Genomic DNA, 17,722 nt, shown 5'->3' with positions numbered 1-17,722 from the left:
TATGTTTGATGCAAAGTCTCTCTATTCAAAATTAAATAATGCTTTAAAAATATACACAGATGAAGAAGAAAATGTGAATGTACTATATGAAAGAATTAATTTTTTAACAGATAAACATCTTTCAGAGTTAAATAATTATAAAATACAAATAGAAGAAAATACTATGATTCTTCAAGCTCAATTTGAAGAAATTTCTAAATTATATGAAGAATTGACTACCGTTTTAGAAATTTCTAAGCTAATTTTTTCGACTAAAGATCCAAGACTGTCTATAGAACAAATAGTAAAAAGACTTAAAGATACTGTAGATTTTAAAAATGTTATAGTTGGAGAATTTGTAGACTTTGAAACTCAAAATGTAAATTTTAACCCTTTATATTTGGAATTAAGAGATATGAACTTTGAAAATATAGAACCAATTCTTTATCTTTTAAAAAAAATAGACTCTCCAAAAACAATTTTAAGAGAAAAGGACTCTGTTAATCATACTGAAAGTTCTTTTTTATTAATTCCTATAAAATCAAAACTAAAAATATGGGGTTTTATTTTATTATATGGAAAAACAGATAATTCGATTTTTCTTGCTTCAGACAAAAAAATAATGGAATCTGTTTGTGAGCAACTCGCTTTTGGATTCGATACTATAAATTATTTAAATGAAAAAATTAAACAACAAAAATTTGATGAGCAATTAAAAATAGCAAAAGAAATTCAAAATTCTTTATTGCCAAAAAAAATACCTAATATTTTAAATTGTCAAATATCAGCTTTTTACAGATCTGCTTATGATGTTGGTGGAGATTATTATGATGTCATAAAAATAAATGATAATGAAGTTTTAGGTTTATTGGCAGATGTATCTGGAAAAGGAGTACCAGCAGCATTGATAATGAGTTCTATGAGAGCAGTTGTCAGAAGTAGAATCGAAGCTGGAGATAGTATTGATTCTCTTGTAAAATACGTAAATAATTATTTGGAAAAGAATATACCTGATGATAGATTTGTAACAGCTATTTTTATTCTATTGAATTCAAAAGAAAAAAATGTTAAAATCGTAAATGTGGGACATAATAATTGTCCTATTTATCTTGATTCTAATGAGTATACTTCAGTAGCAACAGGTCTTCCTTTGGGTATATTTGAAGATATAGACTTCAAAATAGAAAAATATTCTTACAAATCTGAATTTCTATTCATATCTTATACTGATGGAATAACAGAAGCAAGAAATGAAGAAAAAGAAGAATATGGAACAAAAAGACTGGAAAATTTAATAAAACCGATAATAAACGAAAACACAAATGTAATAGTTAACCGTATAATTGATTCGGTGGACAATTTTGTGAAAAGTGCTCCTCAACATGATGATACCACAATTTTAGTGATGAAAGGTTTTTAGGAGGGATAATATATGTCAGGGCATAATAAGTGGGCTAATATTAAACATAGAAAAGGTGCTCAAGATGCGAAAAGATCTAAAGCTTTTACTAAGATCATAAGAGAAATAACTATAGCCGCAAGAGATGGCGGTGGAGATGCTGATGCTAATCCAAGATTAAGATCTGCAGTAGATAAAGCTAAAGCGGCAAACATGCCAAAAGATAAGATTGAAACAGCTATTAAAAAAGGTACAGGAGAACTTGAAGGTGAAGAACTAACAGAATTATTATATGAAGGTTATGGTCCAGCAGGCGTTGCTTTGTTAATATCTGTTGTTACAGATAATAAAAATAGATCTGCTCAAGAAATAAGACATCTTCTATCAAAAGGTAATGGTTCTTTAGCTGAAGCTGGAGCGGTTTCTTGGAATTTTGAAAGAAAAGGTTTGATAAAAGTTCCTAAAGAAGAGGTTTCTGATATGGAAGAATTTATGATGCAAGCTATTGAAGCTGGCGCTGAAGATATAACTGAAGATACAGACCCTATAGAAATAACTGTTGAACCAGATTTAACTTCAGACGTAAGAGAAGCTTTAAAAGCAGATGGTTATTCGATAGAAGATGAATTAACCTATAATCCAAAAACAACAGTAAACATTTCAGGCAATGATGCTGAAAAATTATTGAAACTTTTGGATAACTTAGAAGATAATGATGATGTTCAGCAAGTATTTGGAAATTACGATATTGATGATGCTGAACTCGAAGAATTATCAAAAAAATTAGGTTAAAAATACCTTTTATATAAAATGGGGACTCTGATCCCCATTTTAATTTATATTGGGGGATATTATGAAAAAATGTATGATATTAATTTTTATTATTATAAATACCTTTGTTTTCACAAGTACTTTTAAACTAACAAATGATTATGGAAAATATTTAAATAATAGAATGGATTTTGATATAGAATTTGAAGACCTATATGATACATCTTTAAACTATAATTTTAAATTAAAAGAAAGAGAATTTGAAACATCCAATCTTATAGATATTTTTAATTATTTTGATTTTTCTCAACCAGGATTTAAAATTCATTATAGATTTATAGATGACAAAAAAGATATTTTTTATGTCAAAAATTCTTTTGACTCTTTTCATATGATAATAGATGATTATATAATATTAAATATGAAAGATCTATACTTTGGTATTTATTTTAATAAAGAATATTTCAGTACTTCTTTTTGGTTTAAAGTCAATGACTTTTATGACTCAGCATATGCTTTAACATTAAAAAACAAAGATTTATTTGGTATATCTTTAAATTTTCAAAATCATGATATAAAACCCTATTTATTTTTTAAAAATATATATTTAAATTTTGAAAATTTCAATTTAAATGAGATAATTATAATGGAAAAAGAATTTAATATATATTATAATATAAAAACAGGAAATTTAAATATTAATTCATTTTACTTCGAAAAACATGAAGATAATTTTATAATAAGATTTCCAATAAACAAAAATATTTTTTTAAGTTATTCAAATGATGGGATAGGCATTTCAATAAGTATCCAAATATAATGGAGGTGTTTTTATGGGCGATAGTATCCTTTATTCTTCACCATATAATGATGATGATTATGAAAAATTTTTAAAGGACCTTATTAAAAGATTTGAAATGGATTTAACCGGCTATAAACAACATAGAGTGAGAAGAAGAATTGATATGCTCATGAGAAAACATGATTATAAATCTTATAGCGAATATTTTAATGATTTGAAAAGTTCAGATATATTATGGGATGAATTCTTGGACAAACTTACCATCAATGTTACAGAATTTTTTAGAAATCCCGAAAAATGGGATTATCTAAAGAAAGATCTGCTTCCAAAATTATACAAAGAAGCTAATAATTCTTTAAAAATTTGGAGTGCAGGATGTTCAACTGGTGAAGAACCTTATACCTTATCAATAATATTGAACGAATCTAATATGTCAAGAAATTCAAAAGTAATAGCGGCTGATTTAGATAAATTCGTTTTAAAAAGAGCTCAAGAAGGTATATATGATGAAAGAAGCCTTGTAAATGTTGATAATTCGATAAAAACAAAATATTTTACAAAACTTCAAAATAATAAATATCAAGTTTCTCCAAAATTAAAATCCCTTATAAATTTTAAAAGAATTAATTTATTAACAGACAAATTTGATACAAATCATGATTTAATAATTTGTAGAAATGTTGTTATTTATTTTGATAATCCAGCAAAAGAAGCACTTTATAAAAAATTTGCGGATGCTTTAAAACCTGGAGGCGTTTTATTCGTTGGATCTACAGAAAGAATTTTTAATTATAGAGAAATAGGATTAAAAACAATAGCGCCTTTCTTCTATCAAAAGGAAAATTAAAATGAGTTGGACAATACCTATAATAATACTCTTAGACCAGTTAACTAAGTACTGGTCTGAGAGTGTTTTAAAATTAAATCCAATATCCTTAGGAATCTTCAAATTGACATATGCTGAAAATACCGGTATAGCTTTTGGAATGCTATCAGAAAAAGCTTATTTTCATGGTATTTTTTCAACATTTATTGCAACCATATTATTAATATTTAGAGATAAATTAAGAAGCAAATCTAAAATTTTAGATCTATCATTATGCTTTATAATTGGCGGTGCAATAGGAAATATAATAGACAGAATCAGATTTGGTTATGTAGTAGATATGTTTTATGTTCCTTATTTTTCAATCTTCAATATAGCTGACTCTTTTGTAACAATAGGTGGTTTTTTACTTGTAATATATTTGATATGGGGGAACAAGAATGATAGAAAAAATTTTAGTAGATGAAAATGAAAAAGATGAAAGATTAGATAAGTTCTGTTCTAAAAAAGTTCCGGATTGGATTTCAAGAAATTTTATACAAAATTCTATAAAAAATGGTTCAATAAAAGTGAATAAAAAAATAAAAAAACCTAATTATAAAATTAAAACTGGTGACCTAATATACATAGAAGTACCAGAAAAACCAGAAAAACCAGAGATCTTACCAGAAAATATAAATTTAAATATTATATATGAAGATGATGATATAATAGTAATAAATAAACCATACAATATGATAGTTCATCCAGCAGGAAAAATATATAATGGAACTTTGGTAAATGCATTAAAAGGTCATATAGATGATTTTGAAGATATTGGTGATGAATTAAGAACAGGCATAGTTCATAGATTAGATAAAGATACTTCCGGATTAATAATTGTAGCAAAAAACAATATGGCCAGAGAAAATCTTTCAAAACAATTTCAAGAAAGAACTATAAGAAAATTTTATATTGCACTTACTAAAGGCCCTATTCAAAGACCTCAAGGAATTATAAATAGACCTATTTCACGTCATCCAACACAAAGACATAAAATGGCTATAATAGAGGGCGGAAAAGAATCTATCACTAAATATAAAATTATTAAAAAATTTAATAACAATTTAAATTTAGTATGGATAAACTTAAAAACAGGAAGAACACATCAGATTAGAGTTCATTTTAAATATTTAAAATCTCCGCTTTTAGGCGATAGTACTTATTCAAAAATCGGAAAATTTGAAAACGAATTATGTATAAATAGACAAATGCTTCATGCGGTGAAAATGAATTTATTTCACCCAAGAACAAATGAATGGATGGAGTTTATAGCCCCTATTCCTGATGACTTTAAAAATGCAATCAAAAATATCTATAATAAATATGGTGATTAATATGAATGTATTAGGTCCTGTGAAAACATCTTTAACTATAGGCAAATCCTATATACAGATGAGAGATTTGATACAAATTTCAAAAAAAATGAAAATAGAAACTATTATATTAAAAGAACCTCATCCAAAATCATGGATGGGGTTTATTTTTCTATGTAAAATTAATAATATTAGACCTATAATAATTTATGAAAAAAATGATAAAAATTATTTATTAAAAAATGAAAAAGATATAATTCTTGCAATAAGGGACTATAACAATGTCTATTCTATAAATCTTGAACCTATAAACCTTTCAATTCCAGAAATAATTTATCCTTGTTATGAATTAAAAAATTTTTTTGATGACAAAGAAAATTATTCTATAGAAGATTATAAGAAGAATTATTCCCAATTAAAAGAAATTTCTAAAATTGATATAAATTATAATATTGAAAAAATAAACGTTGGAATTCCTTATATTGGAAATTTTGAAGATTTGAAAAAAGAATTATCAAAAAATAATCTCGATGAAAATGAAATAAAAATTTTAAAAGAAGAATTAAAAGTTATTAAAGAATTAAATGTATCTAATTACATATTAAATGTGAAAAAAATAATAGATATTGCTAAAAACAATAAAATATCTGTGGGACCAGGAAGAGGATCTGCTGTCAGCTCTTATTTAGTATATAAACTTGGAATAACAAAAATTAATCCTTTAAAATATGATTTATTATTTGAAAGATTTTTAAACATTTTTAGAAAAGAATTACCAGATATAGACATAGATATTGATTCAACTCAAAGAAATTATTTAATAACCCTTTTAGAAAAATATTATGGAAAATATAAAATTGCTCAAATAAGAACATATTCAACTATGAAATTTAAATCTGTTTTAAAAAAATTAAAAGATAACTTTGAATATATTCCTTATTTAAAAAATCCCATAAGATCTTCCGAAAATTATGAATTATATAAAAAATCAGATTCAAAAACAAAAGAAATTCTAAAAATCGCTTATTATTTTGAAGGATTAGAAACAGCTGAATCAACTCATGCTGCAGGCATAATAATTTCTAATAAAGATTTAAGAGGTATTTTGCCTATTGATTTTAAAGAATTTCCAATAATAGAATATCAAATGGAAGATTTGAAAAAACTCAATATAGAAAAATTTGATATTCTTTCATTAGATACTTTAAACTTTTTAAAAATGATACAAGCTAAAGAAACTTTTGATGAACTTCAAAACACTTATATTTATGATGGTATTTCTAAAGGTTTAACGAAGGGAATTTTCCAATTGGAATCTAAACTTGGAAGAAAAGTTTCTTTAAAGATTAAACCAAAAAAATTCGAAGATTTAATATTATTAATAGCCATGAATAGACCTGGCCCTTTAGAATCTGGAATGCTTGATGAATATCTCGACAATTCTTCACCAGATTTCTTAAAAAAAATATTTCCTGAAACTAATGGTGTAATTGTTTATCAAGAACAAATAATGAAACTGGGACAAAAAATAGGTGGTTTAGATAAAAATGAATCAGATCTTTTAAGAAAAGCAGTTGCAAAAAAAGATTTACATAAATTATCTCCAATTAAAAATAAATTCATAAAAAATGCCTCCCAAAAGATAGGTGAAGAAAATTCAATAAGAATATTTTCAAAAATTGAAATGTTTGCACAATATGCTTTTGCAAAATCACATGCTTCAGCTTATGCTCATATTTCATATTGGATAGCTGAAGAAAAATTTAAAAACCCTTCTAAATTTGTATTTAATTACATAAAATTAAGAGGATTAAACACTGATATAATAAATGAATGTTCTTTTTTAAACACAAAAATATATAATCCTTCTCTAAAATATCCAAAAGGATTTTATTCACAAGAATATATATTTCCTCCTATTTCTTGTATAAAAGGTATTGGAAAAAATATAGAAGAACTTTTTTCCAACTATAACATTAAAAATTTTGAAGAGTTCATAAATATATGTATATCAAAGAAAATAACAAGAAATATAATAGAAATTCTTATTCGATCTGGAGCTCTTGATTTTATAAACATTAATAGAAAAATGTTCTTAAGAGAATCTACTAAACTATTAAGAGGAGAATTAGAAGAATTAAAAGAAATAGAAAGCAGTGTTTTTGGAAATACCATAACAGAAGATACTAAAGAAATTAAAACTACTATTGAAGATTTAATAATATATGAAACTGAAACCATAGGACTTCCCCTTTCACAAAATAAATTAAATAATTTATCTAATGAATTACATAAAAAATATTTAAGTAATAAAACTTTCAATATAATAGGTTATGCCTATAAAAATTTTATATTTGATAGTAGTGGCATTATATATGATAAGAAAATATATCATAAAATACCTACTAAAATAATAAAAAAGATTTGACTATGATAGTTCTATACACTATCTTTAGTCAAATCTTTTTTTATTCTTCAGTTACATATTTATTTGATGCAAATTGTAATAATAAAATACCTATTATAAAAAAAGTAATATTAATTATCCAAAAATAAGTAAAAGACATATCTTGAATAGATGCTGAAAATCTTATTGTATCTGCCAAATACTTTATTGGCATTATATATGATAGCCATCTTATAGAAGAAGGTATCAATTCTAAAGGGAAATATACTCCAGCAAAAAAAGTCATAACCATATAAAGAATAGATGAAGCATTTTGAGCAGTTTCAACTTTTTTAAATATCAATAATAATAAAATACCAAATCCCATCATAGCTATTGATGCACAAAAAATAGATATAATCAATAATAACCAATTAAATTCAAGTCCTGTATTGAAAATTATTATGCTGAATAATATATTTAAAAATACTGCAAAAAAATTTAAAATTATTTGAACAAAACTCGAAGAAAAAACAAATTCAATTGGTTTAACTGGGGTAGTCATAAATTTTTTTATAATATTTTCTTTTTTATATCTTCCAAAAATAGTAATGACTGAAAACATTCCTCCAGAAAGTATAGATATAGCCAAAGCCCCTGTAATTATAAATCCAAGATCTGTAACTTTTTTCTTTCCTACTGCAACTACTTCATCTTCAATGATAAAAAAATCTTTTAAATTTTGATAATTATATCTCTTCAAAGAATTATCAATTTCAGATTTTATATTTTGAAAATTTTGATAATTAGTTAGATCATTTGTTAAATATATATAATAACTATTTTCTTTATTTTCTATTCCATACTTTAATTCACCATTCTCAACATCTTTTTTTAATTTTTCTACATCTTTATAAAAAATAATCTCATAATTTTTTAAATATTCTTTAAAATCTTCTTCAATTTTTAAAACTCCAATTTTTGCAAGATCTTTTTCATTATCAAATGACCCTCCTTCTCCAAACAAAGTTCCAAATATTATTATAAAAAGGAGTGGGAAAAATACAGTAAAAAATAAACTGATTTTATTTCTAAAGGTTTCCATCCAAAAAACTTTTAATAAATGTATAGTTCTATTTTTCATCTGACATCACCCTTTTAAAATTAAATGAAAATAAAATTAATCCAATTAAAAACCAAATAGCAGGTACAATTATATTAATAATACCTATAGAATCTCCAGAAAGAATATTTCTAAGTCCATCAACCATATATGTTGCTGGATTTATATAAACATACCATCTAACGAAAGAAGTTATTTCTTTTGTAGGAAAATACAAACCACTTAAAAAAATAGTTATAAAATAAACAATATTTGAAACAGAAGATGCCGTTCCTATACGTCTAAAAAATGATGCTATTATAAGTCCAAATGAAAGTGCCGTTATACAACAATAAAGTAAGAAAAATATAAATTTATAATTAAAAATCAAAGTTGATATATTTAAAAATGATGCCTCAAAATAAAGAAGTATTATGGCTAAAAATAAAATACTAAAATTTGAAATCAAAAAAGAATAAAAATAATGGCTCATTTTTAAAGGTGTAACAAAAACTCTTTTAATAATTCCTCTATTTTTATAATCCACAAAATTCAATGGAAGATTAAAAATAGAAACAGTTAATATTGCCATCATTAATATACCAGGAAAAATAAAATCTTCATAAACAAAACCTTCATCATTTGTATTTAAATAAATATAATCTGTTTCTATATTTAATTCTCTTCCCATAGTATTGAACCTTAAATTTATTTCATTTAATACACTTGAAAAAACCTCTGAAGTAATTTTAGAATAGCTTTTTTGAGTTCTATATATTTTTATAATAGGTTTATCATCATTCAAATTAAAAAAATTAACTTTATTAATATCTTCTGGGAAATATGCTATTATATCGATATTATATTCTTTCAGATCTTCTAAAGATTTTTCAAAATTTTCATATTTAGATATTTTAAATGTTTTTTTAAATTCTTCATCTTCAAATACATTATTTAAAATATTTTTTAATATACCAATATCTTGATTTTCATAATAAATTCCAACTTTAAATTCTATATTTTCTTCATTATTTTGTACATTTCCAAATATTGAAATAAAAAATAATAAAAATATTGATGGAAATATTATAGTCCAAAAAACACTATCAAATTGTCTAAAATTATCTTTTATCATAGCTGATGTAAGTTTAAACCATCTCATAAAATCACTCCTAATCTCTTAATGACCTTCCAGTTAATGTTAAAAAAACATCTTCAAGATTTGGTTTTCTAACCTTTAAATTATCAATTTTAAAATTTTTTTCTTTTGAATATTCAAAAATCTTTATGAGAGATTTTTCAACATCATCAGTTTCATATTGATAAACATCATCAACTTTCTTTAAATCTCCATTAAATAAATCTATATTTGAATCAAAATCTAAAGTTTCAAAAGTTATTAATGAATTCATATTCAATGATTTTATAAGTTTATCTACAGTTCCTTCAGCAATTATCTTACCATGATCTATAACATATATATAATCTGCAAGAAATTCTGCTTCTTCCATATAATGCGTTGTAAGAACTACTGTTTTCCCTCTTTTTTTAAAATCATCAATCTGTTCCCATAAATTTCTTCTTGCCTGTGGATCTAATCCAGTAGTAGGTTCATCTAAAAATATAATATCAGGATCATTAACTATAGCACAAGCAAGTGCTACTCTTTGCTTTTGTCCACCAGATAAATTTTTCATTCTCGCTTTTCTTTTTTCTTCAAGATTTAAATCTTTGAGTAAAATATTTGTTTCTATACTTTTTTTATATAATCCACCAAAAGCTCTTATAATTTCTTCAACCGTTAAATTGTCAAAAAAAGTAGTACTTTGAAGTTGAACTCCTATTCTTTCCTTTATTTTTCTGTCTATCTCAAAAACTTTTTCACCAAAATAATATATATCCCCCATAGTAGGTTTTCTAAGGCCTTCTAAAGTCTCAACAGTAGTAGTTTTACCTGCGCCATTAGGGCCAAGTATAGCAGTAGTTTTACCTTTTTGTATACTCAAAGATATTCCATCAACCGCTTTTACATCCTTATAATATTTTTTAAAATTTTCAATCTTTAAAATATCTTCCATATTAAATACCCCCTTATAAATCAATGTTATAATTATTTTAATTCTATCATAAAAGTTTAAGTGAATTTTAAGAAATCTGATATCTTGGTATTTACAGGAATATCTTATAATATTATTGGCATAAAAAGTTTAGGAGGAAAAAATTATGCAAATAGATGAACTTTTTTTAAATAACGGTGCTTCAATTCAAAAAAATATCGACAATTTTGAAAAATATGTTAGAAGACAAGTAATGGCAAGATTTCTTGTAAGATATGAATTATTTAAAAAAATAAAAGAAGTAAAAGGAAATATTGTAGAATGTGGAGTTTACCATGGTGGCGGTATTTTTGCATGGGCAAAATTATCTACTATACTTGAACCTTATGCACTTTATAGAAAAATAATTGGTTTTGACACCTTTGAAGGATTTCCAACAATTTCAAATGAAGATATTTCTAATGAAAAAAATAAAAATTTAAGATTAAATGGTATGAATCCAAAATTTGATGTTTATCAAGATCTTTTAAACTGTGAAAAGCTATATGATGAAAATAGATTTTTAAACAATTTTTCAAAAATCGAATTGATAAAAGGTAATGCGATTAAAACAATTCCAGAATATGTTAAAAATAATAATCATCTTACAATTTCAATGTTATTCTTAGATTTCGATCTATATGAACCAACAAAAATTGCTTTAGAATATTTATACCCTAAAGTTGTTAAAGGTGGAATAATTGTGTTTGATGAAATAAATAATCCCATTTGGCCAGGAGAATCTCAAGCAATTTATGAATACTTTAATAATTTTAATGATTTAAGAATTAAAAAATTTGATTTTGAACCTAAAATGTCTTATATAATAAAAGAATAGCAGTAATACTGCTATTCTTTTATTTAAATAATTTTTTTAAATTTTCATCAAATGGTGGTTTAATAACACCTTTTTCGGTAATTATCGCAGTTATCAAATCATTTGGAGTTACATCAAAAGACGGATTAAAGACCTTTACATTATCCATAACCATCTTTATTTTATGGCATAGCCTCACTTCATCATGATTTCTTTCTTCAATAGGTATATCTTCACCTGTTTTAGTTTTCATATCTATAGTTGAAAGTGGTGCCGCTATATACATAGGAATACCATGTCTTTTTGCAAGAACAGCAACAGAATATGTTCCTATTTTATTTGCTGTATCTCCGTTGGCAGCAATTCTATCCGCGCCAACAACAACGGCATCTATCTTTCCTTGATTCATTACCCATCCAGCCATATTATCCGATATCAATGTTGTATCTATACCATCTTGCATTAATTCCCAAACAGTTAACCTTGCTCCTTGTAAATAAGGTCTTGTTTCGTCAGCATAAACTTTTATATTCTTTCCTGATTCAATTGCACCTCTTATAACACCCAGTGCTGTTCCATAATCAACAGTTGCAAGTGCTCCAGCGTTACAATGAGTCAAAACTGTATCACCATCGTTTAATAATTTTCCACCATTTAGTCCAATCGCTTTATTAATTTCTATATCTTCTTTCGCAATATTTACTGCTTCTTTTTCAAGAAGAATACTCATTTCTTTCGTTTCTAAATTCTCTATTTTATCTTCTATTAAACTATACATTCTATTCAAAGCCCAAAAAAGATTAACAGCTGTTGGCCTTGTCTTTGAAAGTTCTATTTTTGCATTTTGCATTTTTTTGATATAATTTTGTTTATCTTCTGAATCAAATTCAAAAGAAGCCAAAGCCATTCCAAATGCAGCTGTAGCTCCTATAGCTGGTGCACCTCTAACTATCATATCTTTTATAGATATAGCAGCTTGTTTATAATTAGTACATTCAAAAAATATTTCTTCTAAAGGCAAATATCTTTGATCGATAAGAATTAACTTATTATCTATCCATTCCATGGACATACCTTTTAATTTTCCCATTTATATTCATTCCTTTCATTATAGATATATTAAAATTATACAATAGAGTATAAAAATTTACAAATAAAAAATGCATGATTTCTAAGTTTTAAGAAATCATGCATTTTATTATAACTTTATATGTATTTAAATTAAGATATTTTAGTTTCTATGTCTTGAATATCTTCATTAAGTTTATTATCTTGTGTTTCATACTCTAAATCAGAATAAACTTTTAATCCCGTACCTGCTGGAATTGGTTGTCCAACAATTACATTTTCTTTAAGACCTTTTAAGAAATCATCTTTGCCTTCAATTGCAGCCTCAGTTAATATTTGTACAGTTTGTTGGAATGAAGCTGCTGATAACCATCCTTCTCTTTCTAGGGAAGCTTTGGTTATTCTGAGAAGTTTTCTCTCAGATTGTATGGTAGATTTAGGATTTACTAAATATGTTTTTTGTGTTCCTATTATTTCTATTTCTTCTTCATCATTTAAAACTTCTTCATAATCTTCATAAACTTCTATTTCTTTTATTTTTGCTTCTATTATTTCTTTCAACATATTTTCTGTTATTTCATCATATTTAGAGAATATTTTATCTTCTTCCTCATTCTCTGAAGGAATTATAACTTTTCTAGCCAATCTTTTACCTATTACTTCTTTTCTATTATCATCTATTCTTGAATTTTCTTTTAAAATAGATTCATTTATCTTTCTCGATCTATTAAAAGGTAAAAGATCTCCTGGCATATAGTCTGTATCTCCACCATCAGTAATTTCTACTTTATTTAACATCTGTCTTATTATAATTTCAAAATGTTTATCATGAATATCAACACCCTGTTCAGCATATATTTTCTTTATTTCTTTCAAAAGATATGTTGAAACAGCTTCAACGCCTAGATCTGATAGAACTTTTCTTGGTTTTATATTTCCAGAAGTAAGTCTTTCACCTTCAAGTACTCTATCTCCTTCTGCAACCACTGGTTTTGTTCTATAATCGGCATCAAATGTATGTAATTCATGTTCTGTATCTTCTACTATAAATTTGAGTTTTTTACTTCTCTTATCTGATTCATCTCTTGTTATAGACCTTACTGTACCCTTAACAGTTGAGAATATACCTTCAGGTCCCTTGAGCTTCTTTCTTGCTTCAAACAATTCTTCTGCTCTTGGCAATCCCTGTGTAATATCAGAAGCAGTTGCAATACCACCTGTATGGAAAGTTCTCATTGTAAGCTGTGTTCCAGGTTCACCAATGGATTGAGCCGCTATAACTCCAACAGATTCACCTATATTAACATGTTTATGACTTGCAAGATCCATTCCATAACATTTTGCACATAATCCAGATTCTGATTCACAAGTTAAAGGTGACCTTATATAAATAAGTGGTCTAACCAAAACTTTTTCTATATTATGTCTTTCTAAAATAGATGCTGTTTTTTCATCAATCTTTTCTTGGTATTTCAACAATGTAATTTCTTTTCCATTTTCATCATTTACATTTATATCTTCACCAACATGAACAAAATTGACTGCTTTATAATCTTTAACTCTTATATTTGTTATATTATGTAATTTTAATTCTTCAATAGCTTCCTTAGTTATAACTTCATTCTTTTCTATTATAATTTTATCTTCTATTTTATAATCATTTAAAGATATCAAATGTTGATTACTGTTGAAATCTTCAAGTTTTAATTGTTTTTCTTCAAAAACTTTTATTTCATCTTTATATTCTGACAAGAACAATGAATCATCTTCATCAAGCATAACATCTCTAACATATTCTTTACCATTATTTGGATTAACTATAACTTCATCACTTTCTGGATCTAAAACATTCTTTGCAAGAACTCTACCAAATAAGAAATCAGACAATTTTTCTATTTTAGAGTTATCTGACCACAATTCTTCGGCTATTATACCTCTTGTAGTTCCACAATCAGTTTCATTTATTGTAATGGATTGTGCAACATCTACAAGTCTTCTTGTTAAGTATCCCGCTGTAGAAGTTCTTAAAGCAGTATCTGCCGAACCTTTTCTTGAACCATGTGTAGATGTAAAGAATTCGAGCTCTGAAAGACCCATTTTAAAGTTGGATTTTATAGGGACTTCTATAATTTTACCAGCTGGATCAGCCATAAGACCTCTCATACCAGCCAACTGTTTTAACTGGTCTATATTACCTCTGGCTCCAGAGTCAACCATCATCCAAATTGGATTAAATGTATGTTTTCTATACTCTTCAGCAGTAACTTTTGTAACATCAGCAGTTGTTTTTTCCCAAACTTTTACAACTTCTATATATCTTTCATTATCTGTCAAATATCCTTCTTCATATAATTCTTCTATTTTAAGTACTTTATTTTCTGAATTTGTTATTATTTGTTGTCTTTTTGGAGATACTAAAACATCTTTTATCGATATTGTCAATCCAGAAATTGTTGCATAATGGAATCCAAAAGATTTTATATCATCCAATAAGTCTGCAGTTCTATCTATACCATACATTTTAAATGTCTTAAAAATAAGATTTTTTAATCCTTTCTTATCCATCTTAGCTGAATAATCTTTCAATTTTTCTGGAACGACTTGATTGAAAATTATTTTACCTATTGTAGATTTTATAATCTTATTTTTATCATTTCTAAAACCAATTGTTTTATGCAATGTAAATACAGGTCTAACCCATTCAAAATTTCCATCATTGAAATGAACTCCAGAATTTATTATTTTATCATAATCATGAACATAGGTTGCTTCCATTTCATCAGCAAATATATTTTTTATATATCCATCTTTTAAAGATTCTTGATATGATTTTGGTAATTTTAGATTATCAAATTCTTTATTTTCATGCATAGTTAAGTAGAAAGAACCTGCTATAACATCTTTACCAGGCATAGAAATAGGTCTTCCATTAGCCGGAGAAATTATATTATATCTGGATAACATTAAAAATTTTGCTTCAGCTTGTGCAACGGCAGAAAGAGGTACATGAACAGCCATCTGGTCACCATCAAAATCAGCATTAAATGGTGGACAAACTAATGGATGTAATCTTATAGCATTACCTTCAATAAGTCTCGGAATAAATGCTTGAATAGAAATTCTATGAAGTGTAGGAGCTCTATTTAACATAACAGGATGTCCTTTGATAACTTCTTCAAGTATTTCCCAAGCTTGAGGCATTTCTTTTTCAATTATTGTTTTTTTCAATTTTCTGGCATTTTTACTCGCAACATTAGAATCTTTGAGTAATTCTGCAAGTACAAATGGTTTAAATAATTCTAAAGCCATCTTCTTAGGTAATCCACATTCATGTATCTTTAAATCTGGACCAACAGCTATAACAGCTCTTCCAGAATAATCAACACGTTTTCCTAAAAGATTTCTTCTAAATCTACCTTTTTTACCCTTTAAAAGATCTGTTAAAGATCTTAACGGTCTTTTACTTCTATCTGTCATAGGCTTACCTATTCTTCCATTATAAATAAGAGAATCAACAGCTTGTTGAAGTATTCTTTTTTCATTTCTAATTATTATTTCAGGTGCTTCCATATCCATAAGTTTTTTAAGCCTATTATTTCTATTTATAACTTTCCTATATAAATCATTCAAATCAGTAGCAGCAAATCTTCCTCCATCGATCTGTATTAAAGGTCTCAAATCTGGTGGAACTACAGGAAGAGTATTAACTATCATCCATTCAGGTCTATTATTAGATTTTATAAAATCTTTGACTAATTTTAATCTTTTTAATAATTTTAAAGCTTTTTGACTTCTTTTATCTAATTTTTCTATATCTGACTCTAATTTTGCTCTCAATCTTTCAAGATCTATTTTTTCAAGTAATTCTTTTATAGATTCAGCACCATAATTAGCTTTAAATAATTCATATTTATTTATCTGATATATCTGTTCAGCTCCATCTTCACTATTAGCTTTTATGTCCTTAATTCCAAATTCTAAAAATTCTTGAAGTAGATCTTCATTCATCAAAGTACCTTTTTCAACAATTCTATCTGAAACAGTTATATTTTCTGATATTTTCAATCCAATGAGTTGTTCTCTTTCATATTTAATTTTAGAATTTAAAATTCTCATTACTTCTTCATAAGCTCTGGCTTCATCTTCTAATAAGATATCACCTGTTCTTTTACCTATTCTTTTAGAAAATCTTTTATCGATATCGGTTATAACAACTATAGGTGTATCTCTTTCGATTTCTCTGTCTATTTCTATTTGGCCAGGATAATATTCTGAAAATATAGTATATTCATGATGAGTTAGGAAATCTTCTTCAAACAAAAACCTATCTGCAAGAGGAGTTCCTTCCTCTATTTCTTGTTCATCTTCAACCATTATAGAAGCTCCTTCAAAAACAGGATACTTCATTTTTTGACCATCTTCTGATTCTATTGTTATCCAAGTCAATTCTCTTTCAGTATGGGTCATCTCACTCGTTATACTCACTTTACCTGATATCTGAGAAGTAGGCATACCTTTAACACGAGAAACTTTTACAGCTGGTTCAACAGCTATGTCAACATATTGAGAATATATTTCATATTCTCTTTGATAAAGAATTTCTCCTGGATAATAATCCAAATCTTTTTCTTGACTTTCATTTGAAAGAGTTAAATATGCTCTTTCTATAACTCTTTTAGAACCATAATATATTATATTTTCTAAATCTTTAACTGTATTTCCCAATATTATAGAAAGTATTGAAGGTGAAGATTTCAAATACCATATATGAGAAACTGGTGTTGCAAGTTCTATATGTCCCATCTTTCTTCTTCTTGATTCTTTTGATTCTATTCTTACCCCACATCTTTCACATACTGTACCTTCATATTTTTTACCTTTGTATTTTCCACAAGCACATTCATAATCTTTTGTAGGGCCAAAAATCTTTTCACAAAATAAACCATCTTTTTCTGGTTTACTTGTTCTATGATTAAGAGTTTCAGGTTTCTTTACTTCCCCATTTGACCATTCTAAAATTGTATTCGGTGATGCAAGTCCAACCTTTATTTTTGATATCTTTCTCTGAAAAGAAGAAACTTTCGCCATTAATTTTCTCCCTCCTTGAGGGTTTATTTATAT

General features: G+C 26.2%; 13 protein-coding genes. 8 read left to right on the top strand and 5 right to left on the bottom strand.

Translation table 11 applies throughout. From position 1 onward, the window contains the following. Position 1 precedes the first annotated feature (1 nt). The 7 genes from C7380_RS08940 (at position 2) to C7380_RS08910 (ending at position 7,560) form a co-directional block, all read left to right on the top strand. Complete coding sequence (locus tag C7380_RS08940; protein ID WP_109605162.1) at positions 2-1,399, top strand: PP2C family protein-serine/threonine phosphatase; 1,398 nt, start codon at positions 2-4, stop codon at positions 1,397-1,399. A 12-nt stretch (positions 1,400-1,411) separates the two neighbouring features. Further along, the gene (locus tag C7380_RS08935; protein WP_109605161.1) at positions 1,412-2,170 is read left to right on the top strand and encodes a YebC/PmpR family DNA-binding transcriptional regulator; all 759 of its coding nucleotides are present in this window, start codon (positions 1,412-1,414) and stop codon (positions 2,168-2,170) included. Positions 2,171-2,231: 61 nt separating this feature from the next. Next, complete coding sequence (locus tag C7380_RS08930; RefSeq protein ID WP_109605160.1) at positions 2,232-2,969, top strand: hypothetical protein; 738 nt, start codon at positions 2,232-2,234, stop codon at positions 2,967-2,969. Between the two features lie 13 nt (positions 2,970-2,982). After that, positions 2,983-3,798, top strand: a complete 816-nt coding sequence (locus tag C7380_RS08925; protein WP_109605159.1) for a CheR family methyltransferase — start codon at positions 2,983-2,985, stop codon at positions 3,796-3,798. A gap of 1 nt (position 3,799) precedes the next feature. Continuing rightward, the gene (gene lspA / locus C7380_RS08920) at positions 3,800-4,243 is read left to right on the top strand and encodes a signal peptidase II (protein ID WP_109605158.1); all 444 of its coding nucleotides are present in this window, start codon (positions 3,800-3,802) and stop codon (positions 4,241-4,243) included. Next, on the top strand, positions 4,218-5,153 hold the full coding sequence (locus C7380_RS08915; protein WP_109605157.1) for an RluA family pseudouridine synthase: 936 nt from the start codon (positions 4,218-4,220) through the stop codon (positions 5,151-5,153). Before lspA ends, C7380_RS08915 begins: the two co-directional genes overlap by 26 nt. Before the next feature lies 1 nt (position 5,154). Beyond that, positions 5,155-7,560 carry a DNA polymerase III subunit alpha gene (locus C7380_RS08910; RefSeq protein ID WP_206050575.1) on the top strand — a complete coding sequence of 802 codons (2,406 nt, stop codon included), beginning with the start codon at positions 5,155-5,157 and terminating at the stop codon, positions 7,558-7,560. A 40-nt stretch (positions 7,561-7,600) separates the two neighbouring features. On the opposite strand, the gene C7380_RS08905 is transcribed toward C7380_RS08910, so the two are convergent. Genes C7380_RS08905 through C7380_RS08895 form a run of 3 tightly spaced genes read right to left on the bottom strand, consistent with a single transcriptional unit; the run spans position 7,601 to position 10,698 of the window. After that, complete coding sequence (locus tag C7380_RS08905; protein WP_109605155.1) at positions 7,601-8,662, bottom strand: ABC transporter permease; 1,062 nt, start codon at positions 8,660-8,662, stop codon at positions 7,601-7,603. Continuing rightward, complete coding sequence (locus C7380_RS08900; protein WP_109605154.1) at positions 8,652-9,782, bottom strand: ABC transporter permease; 1,131 nt, start codon at positions 9,780-9,782, stop codon at positions 8,652-8,654. Before C7380_RS08900 ends, C7380_RS08905 begins: the two co-directional genes overlap by 11 nt. Before the next feature lie 10 nt (positions 9,783-9,792). Continuing rightward, a complete protein-coding gene (locus tag C7380_RS08895; protein WP_109605153.1) occupies positions 9,793-10,698 on the bottom strand; it encodes an ABC transporter ATP-binding protein in 906 nt (301 codons plus the stop codon). Positions 10,699-10,843: 145 nt separating this feature from the next. Here C7380_RS08895 and C7380_RS08890 point away from each other — a divergent pair, with 145 nt between their 5' ends. Continuing rightward, entirely contained in the window at positions 10,844-11,554 is a 711-nt protein-coding gene (locus tag C7380_RS08890) for a TylF/MycF/NovP-related O-methyltransferase (RefSeq protein ID WP_109605152.1), read from the top strand. A gap of 19 nt (positions 11,555-11,573) precedes the next feature. On the opposite strand, the gene mtnA is transcribed toward C7380_RS08890, so the two are convergent. Continuing rightward, positions 11,574-12,623, bottom strand: a complete 1,050-nt coding sequence (mtnA, locus tag C7380_RS08885) for an S-methyl-5-thioribose-1-phosphate isomerase (protein ID WP_109605151.1) — start codon at positions 12,621-12,623, stop codon at positions 11,574-11,576. Positions 12,624-12,754: 131 nt separating this feature from the next. After that, on the bottom strand, positions 12,755-17,689 hold the full coding sequence (locus C7380_RS08880; protein ID WP_109605150.1) for a DNA-directed RNA polymerase subunit beta': 4,935 nt from the start codon (positions 17,687-17,689) through the stop codon (positions 12,755-12,757). Positions 17,690-17,722: the final 33 nt, after the last annotated feature.

Source organism: Oceanotoga teriensis (assembly GCF_003148465.1).
GTDB lineage: Bacteria > Thermotogota > Thermotogae > Petrotogales > Petrotogaceae > Oceanotoga > Oceanotoga teriensis.
The sequence above is the reverse complement of the archived record's forward strand: the minus strand, read 5'-3'. Positions and strand labels throughout refer to the sequence as shown.

Excerpts from the sequence above, each read along its gene's own strand:
- C7380_RS08935 (WP_109605161.1), top strand. The coding sequence starts at position 1,412 with ATGTCAGGGCATAATAAGTGGGCTAATATTAAACATAGAAAAGGTGCT.
- C7380_RS08905 (WP_109605155.1), bottom strand. The coding sequence starts at position 8,662 with ATGAAAAATAGAACTATACATTTATTAAAAGTTTTTTGGATGGAAACC.
- C7380_RS08900 (WP_109605154.1), bottom strand. The coding sequence starts at position 9,782 with ATGAGATGGTTTAAACTTACATCAGCTATGATAAAAGATAATTTTAGA.
- lspA (WP_109605158.1), top strand. The coding sequence starts at position 3,800 with ATGAGTTGGACAATACCTATAATAATACTCTTAGACCAGTTAACTAAG.
- C7380_RS08895 (WP_109605153.1), bottom strand. The coding sequence starts at position 10,698 with ATGGAAGATATTTTAAAGATTGAAAATTTTAAAAAATATTATAAGGAT.
- mtnA (WP_109605151.1), bottom strand. The coding sequence starts at position 12,623 with ATGGGAAAATTAAAAGGTATGTCCATGGAATGGATAGATAATAAGTTA.
- C7380_RS08880 (WP_109605150.1), bottom strand. The coding sequence starts at position 17,689 with ATGGCGAAAGTTTCTTCTTTTCAGAGAAAGATATCAAAAATAAAGGTT.
- C7380_RS08925 (WP_109605159.1), top strand. The coding sequence starts at position 2,983 with ATGGGCGATAGTATCCTTTATTCTTCACCATATAATGATGATGATTAT.
- C7380_RS08940 (WP_109605162.1), top strand. The coding sequence starts at position 2 with ATGTTTGATGCAAAGTCTCTCTATTCAAAATTAAATAATGCTTTAAAA.
- C7380_RS08915 (WP_109605157.1), top strand. The coding sequence starts at position 4,218 with ATGATAGAAAAAATTTTAGTAGATGAAAATGAAAAAGATGAAAGATTA.
- C7380_RS08930 (WP_109605160.1), top strand. The coding sequence starts at position 2,232 with ATGAAAAAATGTATGATATTAATTTTTATTATTATAAATACCTTTGTT.
- C7380_RS08910 (WP_206050575.1), top strand. The coding sequence starts at position 5,155 with ATGAATGTATTAGGTCCTGTGAAAACATCTTTAACTATAGGCAAATCC.
- C7380_RS08890 (WP_109605152.1), top strand. The coding sequence starts at position 10,844 with ATGCAAATAGATGAACTTTTTTTAAATAACGGTGCTTCAATTCAAAAA.